The organism is Citrobacter portucalensis, from assembly GCF_002042885.1.
Classification (GTDB): Bacteria; Pseudomonadota; Gammaproteobacteria; order Enterobacterales; family Enterobacteriaceae; genus Citrobacter; species Citrobacter portucalensis.
In genome coordinates this window covers 201,284-220,000 of the sequence record NZ_MVFY01000007.1, presented here as the reverse complement: position 1 = coordinate 220,000, position 18,717 = coordinate 201,284, and the positions used below count along the sequence as shown (strand labels likewise).

Genomic DNA, 18,717 nt, shown 5'->3' with positions numbered 1-18,717 from the left:
GAATTCGATCTTTTTAAGGGCCTTTGTTTGTAAAAATAAAGTTAGAATAATGTATTAAAATCAGGACATAAGCTGGTTTGTTTGATACTGTCCATATCTCTTCCCTTCCCTTGATCCCGGACTGTCCATGCTCACGACCATTATTTACCGTAGCCATCTACGTGATGACGCCCCCCTCAAAGCGCTTGAGGATATGGTGACAGTCGCAAATCTAAAAAACCGGCGATCCGATGTTACGGGGATTTTACTCTTTAATGGCCGCCACTTTTTCCAACTGCTTGAAGGACCTGAGGTGCAGGTAAAAGAGATTTATCGTTGTATATGTAACGATCCACGGCACCACAATATCGTTGAGCTGATGTGTGATTACGCGCCTGCGAGAAGATTCGGAAAGGTGGGAATGGAGTTATTTGATTTACAAAAACATGAACGCAATGACGTCCTGCAAGCGGTACTTAACAAGGGAACATCAAAATTTCAGCTCACCTATGATGACCGGGCATTACAGTTTTTCCGCACATTTGTCCTTGCGACGGAAAAATCGAGTTATTTTGAAATACCTGCGCCTGATTACTGGAGTTTTATTGCCGACAACTCTTGTACTCTCCTGGATGAAAGCACACTCCCGTCCAATATCGATTTCAGCTTTGCTTTTCAACCCATTATCGATCCTATGTCGCAGCGCGTCATTGCTCTGGAAGCACTTATTCGTGGTAGAGACGGTGAAACGCCCGCAACTTATTTTGGCAACTTAAATCCTGAAGAACTGTATACCGCCGATCTGCAGAGCAAAAAGACTGCTTTTGCAATGGCAAGCGCGCTGGGACTTAACGACAAAATGCTGTCAGTCAATCTGCTCCCCATGACCCTGGTAAACAAACCCGATGCAGTCAGCTTTCTGATAAACGAAATCGCGGCGCACGGACTGGTGCCTGAACAAATCATTGTAGAGTTTACCGAAAGCGAAGTTATATCGCGCTTTGATACGTTCGCGCAGGCCGTAAAGTCACTCAAGGCTGCGGGGATCTGTGTGGCGATAGATCATTTTGGGGCAGGTTTTGCCGGGCTTCAGCTTCTGTCTCGTTTTCAACCCGACCGAATTAAGATAAGCCGCGAGCTGATCACGGATGTGCATAAAAGTGGACCAAGACAGGCCATCATTCAGGCAATTATCAAATGTTGCACTTCACTGGAAATCATGATTTCCGCAGTCGGCGTTGAAAAACCTGAAGAGTGGATGTGGCTTGAGTCCGCAGGTATTGAAATCTTCCAGGGTAACCTTTTTGCACAAGCCTGCCTGAATGGTATTCCGTCTGTTGCATGGCCAGAGAAAAATGATTTCTCAGCGTCAAAATAACTAACGCATTGTTATAAATAAACAATCAAAACAACCGCCCTCATGCTGAACATAAAAATTCAGCATTTACTCCCTGCGTGATAGTAAAGTAAATCTTAATTTTGCTAGAATCCTCTGTATGTTTTGTACAATTTGATGCATGTTGTACAAAGTAACAGGAACCGCATATCGGTGACGGAGAATCAGGAGTGTCCGGGGGAACTATGGCTTATTACAGCATTGGGGATGTCGCAGAACGTTGCGGGATAAATCCTGTCACCCTTCGGGCATGGCAACGACGTTACGGTTTACTCAAACCTCAACGCAGTGAAGGTGGCCACCGACTCTTTGATGAAGAAGATATTCAGCGTATTGAAGAAATAAAACGTTGGATTAGCAATGGCATACCTGTTGGGAAAGTTAAGGCATTGCTGGAAACCAGTACCCGTCATGCTGACGACGACTGGAATCAATTACAAGAAGAGATGATGAGCATTCTTCGCATGGCGCATCCGCCGAAGCTGCGAGCCAAAATTACCGCACTCGGTCGCGTTCACCCCGTAGATGCGCTGATCGATCACGTTTATCTTCCCGTACGTCAACGGCTGATACTTGACCATAATACATCCCGCATAATGAACAGCATGCTTGATGGCGCATTGATTGAATATGTTGCCACACTGCTGTCTGAAACGCGGCGCAAGTCAGGAAAGGATGCCCTCCTGATGGCCTGGGATGTTGAAGACAGAACCCGTCTGTGGCTCGAAGCCTGGCGCTTATCGCAATCTGGTTGGCATATTGCCGTTCTGGCTGAACCCATTGAATCGCCAAGACCTGAACTTTTCCCTGGGCAAACCCTTTTTGTCTGGACCGGTATTACGCCAACCCGCAGACAAAATGAACTGCTCCAACACTGGAATGAACAAGGTTATAAGGTCATTTTCCACAGCCCGTAACCTACACGTAATACGTGTAAGATAAATCATACAACTCTCATTTTTTGGCTGGTTATTTTTAGTACCACCCAAGGAATATGTTGCCCTCTATCCTCCTGACTTAACCCCGGCCATAGCATAAAAATAAAACAATATACTAACCCATTGGTATTATTTTTTTGCAGACGACATCACCTTTTTCCTAAGTAAAATTCATTAGATCAACTGGCGTACGTCTAATACTTATTCTAGGGTTAAATTATGTCTTCTTGTGCCACATTATTGTTTTTCTAAAGTAATAAATGTGGTTATTTGAAAAAGGTAAAGGATATGGCTCTAGTCTTAGACAAACGCTTAATTCTTTGTTGCTGCGCCTTTTCCATTATTTCTGTGGCAAATGCAGCAACCGTTAACGGAACATTTCAGGTGCTGATGACGATTCAAAAGGCCTGTACCGTGACTGCCGGTTCAGCTTCAAATATTACGCTTGGGCCCGTCAATACTACGGCAACTAACACGAGTGGAAACAACACGATTTCTGTCAACTGTTCAAAGACGACGCCCTATTTTATTGGCCTCGCGCCTTCAACGGCTAACGGCGGTAATGCCCTCGGCGCCGGGGCGATGTCCTCAGTGGCTAATTCGGCGACGAATACCGACAAAGTGCCCTATCAACTCAATCAAACATCAGCAACAGGCCCGGTTTGGGGGAATACTGCCACCACTACCGAACCAGGAAACGGCGTTGCGGCAACCGGAACTGGGCTGGCGCAGACTTTTACCGTTTATGCCACCGCACCGAACGCCAACTTCACGCCTGACAACTATGCCGACACGGTAACGGTTAACGTTAACTACTAACTTCAGGAAGCCATATGAGAGTAAAACTGCCTGTAAAGCAGTGTGCCTGCGCATGCCTGCTAGGGATGGTTGCGAGCATCAATCTTGCCACCGCCAGCGGACTGCAAATAGCCCCGGTCACGTTAACGTTGCAAGCGACGCAAAATGCCGATGGTATCTGGCTGAGTAACGCGGGTGAAAATGTGCTCAATGCCCAGGTTCGGGTTTTTCGCTGGAGTCAAAGCGCTTATGACGACAAACTCTCCCCCTCTCAGGGGCTGGTGATTAGCCCGCCGATGTTGGCATTGGCCCCTGGAGAACGACAGCTGATACGCGTTATTCGTACAAGCCCTCCCTCGGCACATGCCGAAGATGCTTATCGTTTGTCGATAGATGAGTTACCGCCTGCAAAAGTAGAAAAAAACAAGCTTCAGTTTGTGCTGCATTATTCTGTTCCCGTTTTCATTCAACCAACATCAGCGGCACAAACGCAGGCAAAACTGCAATGGAAATTACAGCAGCTGGATGGCAAAAAATTTATTGAAGTCAGTAATCAGGGAAATGGGCATGCACAGTTATCTGCTGCAACATTTATAAGCCCTGACGGTACTAAAAAAGTCATTACACCCGGACTATTAGGCTACGTTTTACCCGGATCAACAATGCGCTGGATAGTCTCCCCGTCAGCCAGGAATAATCATTACGGCGGGAAAGTTGAAGTCACAATCAATGGCCAAAAAACAGTACAAGATCTGTAACAGATCCTGGCTTCTGGTGAAATATTGCTTTCTCAATGGAGTATTAATATCGGGAATGGTTTGCGCACAAACGCTGAATAATAACCAGAACGAAAATGGTGTTATTAATAGCGCCTCGCAGATTACGGGAGTCGATTTGTATCTCGACGTCACCTTAAATGGGAATCCCGTTGGGCTGGTTCATTTTGGCTACGATAATGGAAAGCTTTATGCAGGAGCAGATACTCTGCGTAAAATGGGCTTTCGCTTTGCTCCAGACGCCACTAACTTCGTCTGCCTGAACGATATCCCCCAGCTAACCATTGACTACAACGTTCAGTTGCAAACGCTCTCGCTTACTGCGCCGCTCAGTTCACTCGATCTTGCGACCACGCAGCTTAACTCGCCCACCGAAACCGCGCCAACGGCAACAACATCACGCGGGGCGCTGCTCAATTATGATATCTATACGCAACAGGGGGATGAAAGCGCAATCAATACCTTCAGCGAAATTCGCGCCTTCAATGCGACCGGCGTGCTCAGCACCACTCAGTTGACGCAGTACTCTACCGAGGAATATGCCGATAACAGCGTTGAGCGCCTCGACACCAGCTGGCGTACGTCATTTCCTGATTCGATGTTGGCGTTAACCGTGGGCGATACCCTGACTAGTTCACTCATCTGGTCCCGACCGACGCGAATCGGCGGCATTCAGATAGGCACCGATTTTGGGTTACAGCCCTATATGCCAACCACCCCGCTTCCAGCATATCTGGGATCCGCGACGTTACCGTCAAACGTTGAGCTGTACGTCGACGGCGTCAGGTACTACAACGGAGAAGTCCCCGCAGGTAGCTTTCAGATCAACACAATGCCTAACATCAGCGGCGCGGGAACGGGTCAGGTGATGATGACAGATGCGTTGGGCAGAACGAGCGTACAAAATTTCTCGTTCTACAACGATCAGCAACTCCTGCGGGAAGGATTAACCGCCTGGTCGGCAGAATTAGGCACGGTACGCGAAAATTATGGTTACTCCTCTTTTGATTATGCCAGCGTACCGGTATTGAGCGCTACGTGGCGTCGCGGGTTTAGCAATACGTTCACCGCCGGGACTCACGCGGAAACCAGCGATGGACTGATTAACGCGGGCTTCAGTAACGACTGGATCCCAGGAACCCGCAGCGGCACGTTTTCGACCTCACTTGCCGCAAGTACCGACTCAGGAAAGAACGGGTTTTTGTACAGTTTTGGTTACCGTTGGTCCGGCGAACGGTTTAATTTCAGTACCAGTACCACGGCAACTTCCGGCGATTATCGCGATGTCGCCACCCATTACGGTGAGCCGCCCCCCACGTTCAACAGCAACACGGTTATTGGTTATTCGCTGGAAGCAGCTGGAAATGTCAGCCTGAGCTATTTGCAGCTTCGATATCCACACGAAAATGCGGTGCGCTACGCCAATGCCAGCTGGTTTAAATCTCTCACCGACAACATCTCACTGAATGCCGGATTCAACCAGAACATTGACGACAACCGCGATCGTAGCCTCTATCTGATGGTAACCATCACGACCGACAACAATCTGAGCGCCAGCAGCACCCTACAACGTACCAACGACGAAACCGGTTACCAGCTCAACGCCAGCCTGACGCCCCCTGCCGACGGCGGCTGGGGCTGGAATCTGGCTGCCAGTCAGCAGGCTTCCCGGCAAAGTGGCCAGGGCGAAGTGGGATATCTGGGACGTTATGGTAAAGCGTACGCGGGCTTCAGCCGTTTACCGGATAACCATTACGGTTATGCAGGCGCAACCGGATCGCTGGTGACCATGGGAGGCGGCCTGTTTGCAGCAAGAGAAATCAATAATGGTTTTGCCGTCGTCTCAACTGACGGCGTGCCTGATGTTCCGGTCAAATTGCAAAATAACCTGATCGGTCGCAGCGATGACCAGGGACTACTGCTGGTCACACCGCTCAACAGTTATCAAAAAAACCTGATCAGTATTGACCCGATGGATCTCCCTGCCAATATGCGGATCGCACGCGTTGAGACGAATGCCACGCCAGCCGATCGTTCCGGTACTTTGGTTAGCTTTGGCATCACCCCCGTCCGCGCTGCGCAGATTATCCTCGTCGACAATCAGGGTAAGCCAATTCCTGAAGGCAGCATGGCTTACGCCATCAACGAAAAAGGACAATCGTCTGTCGTTGGCTTTGATGGAATGACATGGTTCGACACTCTTGAGCAGCACAACACGCTGCGCGTTGATACGGACACCGGTAGTTGTCGCGTGCAATTTGATTATCCCGCGTCAGCAAAGGGGATTGTGCAAATAGGCCCACTGGTTTGTCGCCCACACTAACAGGAGTGCGCTCATGAGGTTAAGACATCTGCTACTCATCGCTGCCGTACTTTTTTGTCCGGCAATTAGCCATGCGGTAACCTGTTCGGTGAGCAATGTGCAACCCATAAATTTAGGTTCGGTCAATCCACTGTCTGCGACAGGCGCAACGTCATCAATGACGTTCAGTTACACTTGCACCAAAGAGCTTGGTGACGTGCTGGCAGGGATCAATCTCTGTTTTAATATTGGCGCCTCGGCCGTCAGTGGCCAGGTGACAACCCGAAATATGTCGTTAAGCGGAAACCCCGCCAGAACGCTGGCATACCAGCTTTACCAGGATAGCGGGCGCACCAAAGTCTGGGGCAGCCAGTATCAGTCAGGAACCACTTTTCCCATGGTACAGCTTAACCTGCTGAATCTGACGCCAGTGACGGGTTCACTCACGGTATCGGCGCAGATCGTCACGCCACAAACGGCAGCCGTCCCCGGAAATTATCAGGATAGCTATACGACGGCAACAGCCCTTGTCACCCTCAATCCCGGATTGCTTTTCCCGCCAACCACCTGTGGTGATACCGTTGCCGCCAGGTTTCCTTTCACCGTCACAGCTGCTGTCAGCAAACAGTGTAATATCACCTCCGCGACTAACATCAGCTTTGCTCCCACCAGCGGAACGGGTCGTAATCTCACGGCGTCAAATAACGTAGGCGTAGCCTGTTCCAATAACACGCCTTACACCATCGGACTTCAACCCTCCAACGGCAATACGGCAGGCAGCGGCGTGATGGCAGGCTCGGGGTCAAATACGGATAAAGTCCCCTACCAGCTTAGTTCGACGCCAGGTCCTTCCGGTATGGTGTGGGGCAATACATCGCTCAATACCGTTGCGGGCAGCGGCACGGGGACAACGACTACCTACCCGGTTTACGCCACCGTTCCCAGCGCAAACTACACGCCAGACAACTATGCCGATACTGTCACCATCGCCGTGACCTACTGACGCCCAGCTTAACAGCAATAAAGCAAACACATTTTATTATCATATTATTTACTTTTAGAGGTGCGTCATAAATCTGACAAATTGCGATTTTTACAAGTTATGCATATTAAACTACATAAATCGCAAAAAAAACCGCGATGAAAGCCAAAATAAAGAATAACTATTCACCACCAAGCCAAAACCCACACTACTCATACCGATAATCCGTGTTAGCCAGGCAGGCTGTTCCATGAAAAAAATGTTAAATTTAGGTTTATATGGTGAGATTCACTGTATACCACGGCCAAATTAAGAACATATTACTTTTATAACTAAGGTTTATCATGGATAAGTTATCTTACGCTTCAGATAGCAGCACATCTGCCTGGAATACCTACCTGCAACAAATCGAGCGTGTGGCCCCTTACCTGGGCGAACTTTCCCATTGGGTGGACACCCTGCGCCACCCAAAACGCGCGCTGATTGTCGATATCCCGGTGCAGATGGATGACGGCACTATCCGTCATTTTGAAGGGTATCGCGTGCAACATAACCTCTCCCGCGGTCCGGGCAAAGGCGGTGTGCGTTATCATCCTGATGTTGATCTTAATGAAGTGATGGCCCTGTCTGCATGGATGACCATCAAATGCGCAGCGTTGAACCTGCCGTACGGCGGAGCCAAAGGCGGTGTGCGCGTCGATCCGTTCTCACTTTCTGAAGGTGAACTGGAGCGTTTAACCCGCCGTTATACCAGCGAAATCGGCATTATCATTGGGCCGCAGAAAGACATTCCTGCGCCGGATGTAGGTACGAACGGAAAAGTCATGGCCTGGATGATGGATACCTACTCCATGAACCACGGCACCACCGTGACCAGTGTGGTCACCGGTAAACCTATTCACCTCGGCGGCTCGTTAGGCCGTGATAAAGCCACCGGTCGCGGCGTTTTCGTCAGCGGTCTGGAAGTCGCGCGTCGTGCGAACATTGAAGTTGAAGGCGCTCGCGTGGCGGTACAAGGTTTCGGTAACGTCGGCAGCGAAGCCGCCCGCCTGTTCGCCGCAGCGGGTGCGCGTGTCGTCGCTATTCAGGATCACACCGCAACGCTGTTTAACTCCACGGGTATCGACATGACCGCGCTGTCTGCCTGGCAGTTAGAGCACAAACAGATTGCCGGTTTCCCAGGCGCTGAAACCATCACCAGCGAAGCCTTCTGGAGCGTGGAGATGGATATCCTTATCCCTGCCGCGCTGGAAGGACAGATTACCCGTCAGCGTGCAGAAATGCTGACCTGCAAACTGGTACTTGAGGGCGCTAACGGCCCGACTTACCCGGATGCCGATGATATGCTGGCAAGCCGCGGTATCATCGTGGTACCTGACGTCGTATGTAATGCAGGCGGCGTAACCGTCAGCTACTTCGAATGGGTCCAGGACATGGCAAGCTTCTTCTGGAGTGAAGAAGAGATCAACAATCGCATGGACAAAATCATGACTGATGCGATGGTGCACGTATGGGAAAAAGCAGCTGAGAAATCCTGCTCCCTGCGTACCGCAGCCTACATTGTTGCCTGCGAACGCATTCTGCTGGCACGTAAAGATCGCGGAATTTATCCGGGCTAATACGACGGCAGATATACCAACGTTTTTGACCGACGATAAACGCCAGTCGTGAGTTACGCCAATAATGCTGCATTATTTGTGGCATTATTGGCGTGTAGTAGCCTGATTCATCTGCCCCGCTTTCTGCGTTTTACTTACCCAATATCTGCGCATTTTGTTAGCCAATAAACATTAAATTCCATCGCTGCAACCATAATTTGCGTTAAGAACCCATAGCAACGCATTATTGGTTGCAATGTCTACTACCAATATTACGCCCCCCATATATATTGACGAACCGATTAAAAATCCCGAATAATTGTCGAATTATGGCATTCTGGCTGCAGGGAAAGTTGCCTGACACAGTGCGATTAGATCGGGCCGGGAAAACTCAGCGAATAACCACGTGAGAATATAATGGTCGATCATTCATCTGCTTCTGAGCACAACGATTTTACTCGTTGCCTGTCTCTTTTCGACAGCGCGTTTCCACAAATTTTATCCCTGCTGGGTATGCCAGCCCCCACGCAACTTTCGCCTGATACGTTTTATTATTCACTTGATAAAGCCCGAGAGAGATTGGGCAACTGGAGCAGTGTAGCGGCCCGGTTTAACTATAATGAGCAGGAAATGGCGAGCTTTCTTGCGGCATTACGCACCTTGAACAAATGGCTCGGCAGAAATACAGATGGCCAGCCTGCCGACAGAAATCTGACCATTGCCGCGTTGCGTTTTTTGTGGCAGCTCGAATATTTGCGAGAAAAACAGCCTCAATTAACTTATTCAACGACGCTGCATAACGAAGGCGAAGAAAAGCAGTTACGTAGTTTGCAGCAGGTACGAGCATTAGAGCTGACCATTCGTAGTTTAATTAATGAAGCGTACAATAACCAACAAGCCCTACTTGAGCACCTAAACAAACTATTTGGTCAGGAACGTGTAAAAAAATGGCTCAACGTTGCCGATCGTGATGACGTATTGAGCGGTACCCTTTTCAGTGAACTCGCCTCACTATTTATTGATAAAGACGAATATCCCATCCACTACTCTCCACTTTATCAATATACCCCTTTGCTCAGCTTTGTTAACGATAAACGTAGAACACTGAATACCTTTCTTGACGATATTCGCGTAATTCGCAACCGTCTGGCGCATCATAAGCGGGTAACCTCCGTCCAAACAACATTGATGAATTACTATTACCAAGAAATTACTGAGCCGGTACAGGAGGCCTTCGACGAAGGCCGGGTAAAAGTTAACCCTGATCGCTTTTTTGATGACAGCAATGCTGAGGTTGCTCACTATTTCGAACAGACAGCCCAAAAAATTGAAAATCTCGGCGGTGACGTTCAGGAAATAAAGGATGATCTGGTGGCTCAGGCTCAGGATATTGGAAAAATCAAAATTGATACGCGCATCATTCGCAATCGAGTAGCCTGGGTGCTGGGCGGTATCGTCGTCATTATTGTTGGCTCAGTACTGACTTTCGGAACCTCAACCAAGACGCTGGTGAATACGGAGTCCATCCGTAGCGATCTCGGGGAAGTGGGTAAAACGGTTGCTGGGGCGAAAAAAGAAACCAGTAACGATCCGCGTAAAGAACTGGCGAATATCGGCATTGCCTGGGATGAAAAAAATCTTCGCGCCGCTATCGATCGCGGTGATACCCAGGTTGTCAATCTGTTTCTTGCCGGAGGCATGCGCTGGAAACTGTATTATGCCGAAGCCGCATTACAGGAAGATCGCCAGGAAACGTTGAATGCCCTATTACAATCAGCGTCGTTGATGGATGAAAAAAACGGCTGCCTCAGAATGGCCGGTAAATTACGTCAGCAAGCGGACCACAATGGCACGCTGACCCCCATACAGATTCGTTATTTAAAAACATTCTGTTCTTCTGCCAAGGATGTTCAGGGTATTAAAGCGGAACTGGACAGAGCGCTTAATTTTGAGAAAGCCCAGAAGAAAGCTTACGATGAAGAAATGGCCAAAAATGAACCTGCAGGTCGCTGTGAGCGCCGTCTGATGGCCGATAATGCGCGTGAGTTACTGGCTGACGCGGCGCAATTTTCACTGCAAAGACCGACCACTTATTCACTCCATGATGTGTTATTGAAAGAACTGAATACGCGTCTGATGTTCGGCACACTCAACGAGGCAGAGTTAAAAAGCCTGGTTAAGAACTACTGCGTAAAACAAGAAAACCATGAACCCAATATTGCGATTGGCGATAACTGGAGTCGCTCACAACGGGTCATTTATAACGTAGTCAAATAATGAGCGATCCAACAACACATTCATCGAAAGAGAATTATATGTTCGCATTCAATAATGCATGGCCGCTGTTTACTTTCGAGTTCAATCCGTCGCAGCGTGATGCACCGGCAGGCAGCCTACTGATCGGATTGGGCGACGGCAATGATACGGAAAGCCAAAAGGGTGTCGCGCTCAATAACAAAGGATACCGTGCAGGTCACTACAATTCGGTGAGTGAACTGGTGGCAAATGCCGACGATCGTCAATGGTCTATATGGCGCAGTAAACTCTCAAGTGTCCAGGGAATACAACGAATCGTTATCGAAGATTTCTCTCTGGATACCTGTTTTACGCTGTTGCTGTTTTTGAACCATCTCGATGCCGCTGGTTCGCTGTCGCTATCAACACATCCGTGGCTGGAATACGTCACCGCATGGGAAAGCGGTATTTATCTGGACGGTGATGATACAACTCGTTCTGCCGCTTGCTTGTTATCCGCACTCGCGCATAGCTGCCTGTGCGAGCAATCCATGGATGATACTGCCGTTGTTCGCCACAACATGCTGGCCTGCCTTCGCCTGTTGAGCGATATGATGATAGCCAACCCAGACCCCACCGCAGGCATTATGCCCATGCACACGCAATGTTATGCAAGTGCGGTCGCAAGTCTGGCGTATGAGCAACAGATTTACCAACACGTTATCAAGCGTTCGGTTACCTGCCAACTCCTGCTGGATCTCGGCACAGGCCGGCGGCAAACGGTGGTTGATGCACTGTTTATTACCGAAACGCTCCCCTCTGGTATGTTGAAAATTCTCGCGCGGTGCGATAAAGAACGCAGTTGGACGCACAATGGATTTGGGTTGCTGGCCATTTATCGACCGCGAGAAGTGGGTACGGGAAATGATATCGTTATTTCGCTCAACCCGATTCAGGGGACACGCCTTGATGCCCTGTGGTCCGCTCTGGAACAACGTGAAGATGTGGCCTGGCAAGGGCTACGCCCGCACGATACTCCGCGTTTTCTCGAAAGCTATCGCCTGGCCGGAAGCGATAAATTGATCCCAGGCGCACCGAACCAACCCTGGTACGACGATCAAGGCAGAATGACGCTAATTGCGGCACCGAAGCAGCTTGCGCCCGGAGAGCCCGGCTCGAAACTGACCTGGCAAAAAGACGTTTTGCCCGCAATCTGGGAAAATTATTTTACCCGTTATCTTGATAACGCCATTGTGCCAATAGCTTTACCCGAACTTGATTGCCGCACAAAAGGTAAATGCATTCGTGTCTATCAGCATCGCATCCCGGAGGGTGGTGATATTACGATCGTCCCGCTGATGCGAATGATCGATACCCCCACCTTTCATGCCTGGCTGGCAGCACAGAGCGATAGCACGCGCGTCGTTAGGAGTCCTGCGGATCTCCCCCCCACCAGCGAGTACCACTGCCAATGGTACAGCAATATTCTGGTTATCGCTCACCGTCATGGCGTCACAATCTTCTGTCGCGAAGAAGAGGATAAACATCTGGCGATACTGATTAAAGCGGCCATTTCTGTAGCGGATGTAAGCCATGAGTATGAAAATTTTCTGGCGAACTCTGCCCAACAGATTGAACAGTGGCTCAAGGATCTGCTCGAGTCGCAGCAAAAACACAACCGAAAGGGAAAAATTCGTCGTCTATCTGACTGGTCCGAAATGATGCTGGAAACCAAAGCCCAGGCGCTAAAAGCCATGAATAAAGGTGCTTTAGTCGGCAACGATGCCCTACATAACCAGCTGAGTGAAGATCTCTCTCGGCAGTGGGGATTGTCTGAGCAACGTCAGGAGCTCATGACGCAGATAGAGCAATTGGATCAGCTCATGCGCCAGGCTATTAGTCAGCGTCAGGAAAAACGCCAACGTATTTACGGCGCACTGTTTTCTGCTTTAGCACTCGGCGCGGCGGCTAACCATATTTGGGAACCGATTAAAGAGATAAAAACAACAAACCTTTATGAATGGCAACTCATGCTATTCAAAGAGCAGCCAGCCCCGGCAATGGACAAGTTACAGACGATTGCTGCAGATGCCGCGCGATATGAAGTCTATACCCTGGCTATTCTGCTAATTTTTGGTTTTATTGGTTTTATCTTGTTCTGGTTTTTCGATTTTAATGGCAAAGAAGAGTAAGGAATAACGTTTTACTCATGATGCCGTCAGCATAAACTTTGCCGCATCTCTCACTTCCGCTGTTTTATGCACCACCACGTTTCAATACGGAACATTAAAAGATGCTAATGTTCCGTATTGAAACACCAATCACATCAATTTTCTTTTGACTACCCGTGTGCAAAATTACCTTATCGGCAGCGAGCGGTCGCCGTGACGTTGAACCAACCGATACCCTACATCAGATGCCTGCCCGAATTTGGCAGCCATCCAGGACTGTCTGCGGAGCATAAATAATGAAAAAATTGATCAACCGTGTTGAAGACGTACTGAATGAACAACTCGCCGGACTGGCGAAAGCGTATCCTTCCCTGGCACTGCATCAGGATCCGGTATATGTCACCCGCGCAGATGCGCCGGTGATGGGCAAAGTGGCACTGCTTTCCGGTGGCGGCAGCGGACACGAACCTATGCACTGCGGCTACATTGGTCAGGGCATGCTCTCTGGCGCCTGTCCAGGTGAGATTTTTACCTCACCCACGCCGGATAAAATGTTCGAATGCGCCATGCAAATTGACGGTGGCGAAGGCGTGCTGCTGATAATCAAAAATTACACCGGCGACATTCTTAATTTCGAAACCGCCACCGAGCTGCTGCATGAAAGCGGTGTCAAAGTCACCACCATGGTGGTGGATGACGACGTGGCGGTGAAAGACAGTTTGTATACCGCCGGTCGACGTGGCGTGGCGAATACCGTATTGATCGAAAAACTGGTCGGCGCGGCCGCCGAACGCGGTGATTCGCTGGAAGCCTGTGCGGCGTTGGGCCGTAAGCTGAATAACCAGGGCCACTCCATTGGCATAGCCATTGGCGCCTGTACCGTTCCAGCCGCTGGACAACCGTCGTTCACGCTGCAGGATAACGAAATGGAGTTTGGCGTAGGTATCCACGGGGAACCCGGCATTGACCGTCGCCCCTTCACCTCTCTAGATCAGACCGTTGATGAAATGTTCGATACCCTGCTGGAAAACGGTAACTACAGCCGTACACTCCGCCACTGGGACAACGTCCAGGGCGCGTGGCAGGAAGGTAAAGAAAGCAAGCGTGCGTTACATAGTGGCGATCGCGTTATTGCGCTGGTCAATAATCTCGGCGCGACGCCGTTGTCTGAACTCTTCGGCGTGTATAACCGCCTGGAAAGCCGTTGTCAGGATGCAGGCATCGTCATTGAGCGCAACCTGATCGGTTCTTACTGTACCTCTCTGGATATGACCGGTTTCTCGATCACCTTGTTACAGGTAGATGACGAAACGCTGAGCTTATGGGATGCACCGGTTCACACCCCTGCCCTCAACTGGGGTAAATAAGGAGATTCATGATGTCCCTCAACAGAACGCAAATTGTTAACTGGCTCTATCGTTGCGGCGAGATCTTCACCACAGAAAGTGATTTTCTCACCGGGCTTGACCGGGAGATCGGCGATGCCGACCACGGTCTGAACATGCATCGTGGTTTCAGCAAAGTCGTTGAAAAGCTGCCGTCCATCGCAGACAAAGACATCGGCTTTATTTTGAAAAACACCGGTATGGTGCTGCTCTCAAGCGTCGGCGGGGCCAGTGGGCCGCTGTTTGGCACCTTTTTTATTCGCGCCGCTCAGGTGACTCAGGCTCATCAAAGCCTGACGCTTGAAGAGCTGTATCAAATGATGCGTGATGGCGCAGAAGGTGTGATTAGCCGAGGTAAGGCTGAACCTGGCGACAAAACCATGTGCGACGTCTGGCTACCGGTGGTCGAATCTTTACGTCAGTCCTGCGAGCAAAAGTTAAGCGTACAGACAGCGCTGGAAGCGGCAAGCCAGCAAGCGGAAGCCGCAGCGCAAAGCACCATCACCATGCAGGCTCGCAAAGGCCGTGCCAGCTATCTTGGTGAGCGCAGTATTGGGCATCAGGATCCCGGCGCAACGTCTGTCATGTTTATGATACAAATGCTAGCTCAGGCGTCCAGAGAGTAAGGATAAAGCGATGGTAAACCTGGTTATTGTTTCTCACAGCGCCCAACTGGGCGAAGGCGTCGGTGCGCTGGCCCGGCAGATGTTAATGGGCGGTGATTGCAAAATCGCCATTGCCGCAGGCATTGATGATCCTGAGAATCCGATTGGCACCGATCCGATCAAGGTGATGGAAGCCATCGAGTCCGTGGCCGATACGGACCACGTGCTGGTGATGATGGATATCGGTAGTGCATTACTGAGTGCGGAAACCGCGCTGGAACTGCTCGACCCTGGCATTGCCGCCAAAGTGCGTTTGTGCGCAGCACCACTGGTTGAAGGCACACTGGCCGCGACGGTTAGCGCCGCCGCGGGTGCTGATATCGATCGGGTCATCCGTGATGCCATGAACGCCCTCGACGCCAAATGTGAGCAACTGGGTTTACCTTCGCCATCCGCAGCGAAACCCGCATCTGCTGCACTGTCTCCCGATGCAGATGCCCGTTCTGTTGCCATTGTGGTGAAAAACCCTAACGGCATCCACGTTCGCCCGGCTTCGCGGCTGGTTTCCGCGTTGTCTGGTTTTAACGCCGACATGTGGCTGGAGAAAAACGGCAAGTGTGTGGTTCCTGATAGCCTGAATCAGATAGCTCTGCTGCAGGTACGCTGTAATGACACGCTGCGCCTGATTGCCAAAGGCGAACAGGCAGAGGATGCGCTGGCCGCATTTAAACAGCTGGCAGCGGAGAATTTTGGTGAATCGCTCGAGTCCGCTAATGCTGATAACAAGGCAACTCAGGCTCCCTCAAAAGTCACGGGGACGGCATTCTGTTACACGCCGTTCTCGCCCGAGGTAAACCCGCAGCCAGCCGCATCACTCCAGGCTGAGCAGCAGCGATTACAGACCGCCATCCAAAGTACGCTGAACGACCTGAGCGAACTCACTGCACTTGCTGAAGAACGATATTCCGCAGATATCGCCGCCATCTTCTCCGGTCACCATACGCTGTTGGACGATCCTGAACTGTTTGAAATGACCTGCGATGTAATGCGCGAAAAGCAGTGCAGCGCCGCCTGGGCCTGGCATCAGGTGCTGAGCGATCTCAGCCAGCAGTATTTACAGCTCGATGATCCTTATCTGCAGGCGCGATACATTGATATTGAAGATTTGCTGTCTCGTTCACTGCAGCATTTGACGGGAGAGAGCGCACAAATTCCCGCGTTCTTGCGCCCCACTATCCTGGTCGCTGATGTCATTTATCCGTCTACGGTACTGCAACTCGATCCGAAGACCATCAAAGGTATCTGCCTGCGGGACGGCAGCGAAGCCTCGCATCCGGCGATTATCGCTCGTGAAATGGGTCTGTGCTGGATGTGTCAGCAAGGCGCGGCTCTCGATAGCATCAAGATGGGCGATACTCTGACCATTGACTGTGTCACACAGCGGATAACCCGCGCAAACTGATTCCGAAGCACACCCTTTCCAACAAAGGGTGTGCTTCTTCTCTATTCACGCCGGGAAATGTCTGTTTATTCGCAAAATGGGGAGCCGATCACGCGCAACGGTCATTCCTGAACTAAGGTTTTCTCATGGTAAATGCCGCTACTTCGGCACGCCGCTAAGGAGATTAACCGATGATAACGCCAGCAACTCGCCATCCTGGCCTGCTCTCTGTTGCAATAAAACTGACGCTCGCAAGCACCTTTTTTGCCCTTTCCTCTTTTACCGTCAACGCCGAGGACGCACCAGCCGCTACGCCTGCGCCGCCTGATATTCTGCTTGGCCCCCTGTTTAACGATGTACAAACAGCCAAACTGTTTCCTGACCAGAAAACCTTTGCGGACGCGGTGCCAAACAGCGATCCATTAATGATCCTTGCCGATTACCGGATGCAGAAAAACCAGTCCGGATTCGACTTACGCCATTTTGTGCAAGTGAATTTCACCTTGCCGAAAGACGGCGAGAAATACGTGCCCCCGGCCGGGCAATCATTACGCGAACATATCGATGGCCTGTGGCCGGTACTCACCCGTTCGACAACCGACGCTGAAAAATGGGATTCGCTGCTGCCGCTCCCGGAACCGTATGTGGTACCTGGCGGGCGTTTTCGCGAAATATATTATTGGGACAGCTATTTCACCATGCTGGGGCTTGCCGAGAGCAATCACTGGGATAAGGTCTCGGACATGGTGGCAAACTTCGCTTACGAGATTGATTCCTGGGGACACATTCCTAACGGCAACCGCACCTACTACCTGAGTCGTTCGCAACCGCCGTTCTTTGCCTTTATGGTTGAACTGCTGGCGCAGCACGACGGAAATGACGCGCTGAAAAAATACCTCCCGCAGATGCTCAAAGAATACAGCTACTGGATGGAGGGCGTCGAAACACTCCAGCCCGGTCAGCAAAATAAGCGCGTAGTTAAACTGGATGACGGCACCATTTTGAACCGCTACTGGGATGAGCGCGATTCGCCTCGGCCAGAGTCCTGGGTAGAGGATATTGCCACCGCTAAAAGCAACCCAAACCGCCCGGCCACAGAAATCTACCGCGACCTGCGTTCAGCTGCCGCGTCCGGCTGGGATTTTAGTTCCCGCTGGATGGACAATCCTAATCAGCTGGGCACTCTGCGCACCACCAGCATCGTTCCGGTCGATCTCAATGCGCTGATGTACAAAATGGAAAAAATGATCGCCCTCGCCAGCAAGGCTGCTGGTGATGATGCCAAAGCGGCGCAGTACGATGGCTTCGCTAATGCCCGACAAAAAGGGATCGAGAAGTACCTGTGGAACGACAAAGAAGGCTGGTATGCCGACTACGATCTGAAAAGCCACAAAGTACGCAACCAGCTCACGGCTGCCGCCCTGTTCCCGCTATATGTCAATGCAGCGGCAAAAGATCGCGCCAGTAAAGTCGCCACGGCCACCCAGGCACATCTGCTGCAACCGGGCGGCCTTGCTACCACGTCGGTGAATAGCGGCCAGCAGTGGGATGCCCCCAATGGCTGGGCCCCGCTCCAGTGGGTCGCAGCATCCGGGTTACAGAATTACGGTCAGGATACTGTTGCCATGGACGTGACCTGGCGATTCCTCACCAATGTTCAACACACCTACGATCGCGAGAAAAAGCTGGTTGAGAAGTATGACGTGAGCACCACTGGAACCGGCGGTGGCGGTGGTGAGTATCCGTTGCAGGATGGTTTCGGCTGGACCAACGGCGTAACGCTGAAAATGCTCGACTTGATTTGCGCCAAAGAAAAGCCCTGTGACAACGTACCCGCGTCGCGACCTACCCCGGCAAGTACTGCGCCAGTCGAGTCTAAAAAACAGACTCAACCGACGCCATAACATCATAGCCTGAGCCGTTTCACTTCCTGAATCCGCGCTTCGTCGCGGATTTTTCTTTCTTATATTTCCCCCTTCCAGCTGTCTCTATGGCCTCTAGCCCTTATGGGGTATCCGGGGTTTTCATCCGTGAGAAATTGATTCTGAACATGTTTTTATTCGCTGTATATGTAAATATATAGCGATTTTGTAACCTTCAGGATAACAATA

At 50.6% G+C, this 18,717-nt stretch carries 13 protein-coding genes; all 13 read left to right on the top strand.

Going from position 1 to position 18,717, the window contains the following annotated elements:
* Positions 1-127: 127 nt before the first annotated feature.
* The 13 genes from BZK40_RS12990 to BZK40_RS12930 all read left to right on the top strand — a co-directional run bounded on the left by BZK40_RS12990 (position 128) and on the right by BZK40_RS12930 (position 18,510).
* A complete protein-coding gene (locus tag BZK40_RS12990; RefSeq protein WP_079934761.1) occupies positions 128-1,357 on the top strand; it encodes a diguanylate phosphodiesterase in 1,230 nt (409 codons plus the stop codon).
* Between the two features lie 203 nt (positions 1,358-1,560).
* Entirely contained in the window at positions 1,561-2,292 is a 732-nt protein-coding gene (locus BZK40_RS12985) for a MerR family transcriptional regulator (protein ID WP_079934760.1), read from the top strand.
* A gap of 309 nt (positions 2,293-2,601) precedes the next feature.
* Entirely contained in the window at positions 2,602-3,132 is a 531-nt protein-coding gene (locus BZK40_RS12980; RefSeq protein ID WP_048235239.1) for a Csu type fimbrial protein, read from the top strand.
* A gap of 14 nt (positions 3,133-3,146) precedes the next feature.
* Positions 3,147-3,869, top strand: a complete 723-nt coding sequence (locus tag BZK40_RS12975; protein ID WP_048235238.1) for a fimbrial biogenesis chaperone — start codon at positions 3,147-3,149, stop codon at positions 3,867-3,869.
* Positions 3,870-3,924: 55 nt separating this feature from the next.
* Positions 3,925-6,210, top strand: coding sequence for a fimbria/pilus outer membrane usher protein (locus tag BZK40_RS12970; protein WP_079934759.1), 2,286 nt, complete (start codon positions 3,925-3,927; stop codon positions 6,208-6,210).
* Positions 6,211-6,223: 13 nt separating this feature from the next.
* Positions 6,224-7,192, top strand: coding sequence for a Csu type fimbrial protein (locus tag BZK40_RS12965; RefSeq protein WP_057066769.1), 969 nt, complete (start codon positions 6,224-6,226; stop codon positions 7,190-7,192).
* A 323-nt stretch (positions 7,193-7,515) separates the two neighbouring features.
* Entirely contained in the window at positions 7,516-8,790 is a 1,275-nt protein-coding gene (locus BZK40_RS12960; protein WP_079934758.1) for a Glu/Leu/Phe/Val family dehydrogenase, read from the top strand.
* Between the two features lie 396 nt (positions 8,791-9,186).
* Positions 9,187-11,046, top strand: a complete 1,860-nt coding sequence (locus BZK40_RS12955; RefSeq protein WP_079934757.1) for an STY4199 family HEPN domain-containing protein — start codon at positions 9,187-9,189, stop codon at positions 11,044-11,046.
* A gap of 38 nt (positions 11,047-11,084) precedes the next feature.
* Positions 11,085-13,196, top strand: a complete 2,112-nt coding sequence (locus BZK40_RS12950; protein ID WP_079934756.1) for a hypothetical protein — start codon at positions 11,085-11,087, stop codon at positions 13,194-13,196.
* Positions 13,197-13,471: 275 nt separating this feature from the next.
* Positions 13,472-14,542, top strand: coding sequence for a dihydroxyacetone kinase subunit DhaK (gene dhaK, locus BZK40_RS12945; protein WP_079934755.1), 1,071 nt, complete (start codon positions 13,472-13,474; stop codon positions 14,540-14,542).
* A gap of 11 nt (positions 14,543-14,553) precedes the next feature.
* Entirely contained in the window at positions 14,554-15,186 is a 633-nt protein-coding gene (gene dhaL / locus BZK40_RS12940) for a dihydroxyacetone kinase subunit DhaL (RefSeq protein WP_079934754.1), read from the top strand.
* 10 nt (positions 15,187-15,196) lie between these two features.
* Entirely contained in the window at positions 15,197-16,627 is a 1,431-nt protein-coding gene (gene dhaM, locus BZK40_RS12935) for a dihydroxyacetone kinase phosphoryl donor subunit DhaM (RefSeq protein WP_079934753.1), read from the top strand.
* 170 nt (positions 16,628-16,797) lie between these two features.
* A complete protein-coding gene (locus BZK40_RS12930) occupies positions 16,798-18,510 on the top strand; it encodes an alpha,alpha-trehalase (RefSeq protein ID WP_071446215.1) in 1,713 nt (570 codons plus the stop codon).
* Positions 18,511-18,717: the final 207 nt, after the last annotated feature.